This is a genomic window from Phaeobacter sp. B1627 (assembly GCF_006265095.1).
Classification (GTDB): domain Bacteria; phylum Pseudomonadota; class Alphaproteobacteria; order Rhodobacterales; family Rhodobacteraceae; genus Epibacterium.
The window spans coordinates 1-212 of the sequence record NZ_VCNK01000118.1 but is presented as its reverse complement, the minus strand read 5'-3'; the positions used below and the strand labels follow the sequence as shown (position 1 = coordinate 212).

Here is a 212-nt window from a genome sequence, read left to right as displayed (position 1 = left end):
GAAATCACCCGCTATCTGATCCCCGTCGCGGCACAGCATTTGCGCCGGGTGCTGAAGGCGCATCCTGAACTGCCCCAGGGCGAAGGAGAAGGCGGCTCCAAGTGGTTCACCCTCGAAGAGGTGCTGGTGCTGCGGCAACATTTCGCCAGCGAGGGGATCTCGACCAAGGAATACCTGCCCTACCGGCCCAAGGGGGTGCCTGCAAAAGTGAC

The 212-nt window shown here is 62.3% G+C and carries 1 pseudogene; it reads left to right on the top strand.

Going from position 1 to position 212, the window contains the following annotated elements:
- Positions 1-212: pseudogene (locus FGE21_RS19925) on the top strand (ATPase); the annotation flags it as partial.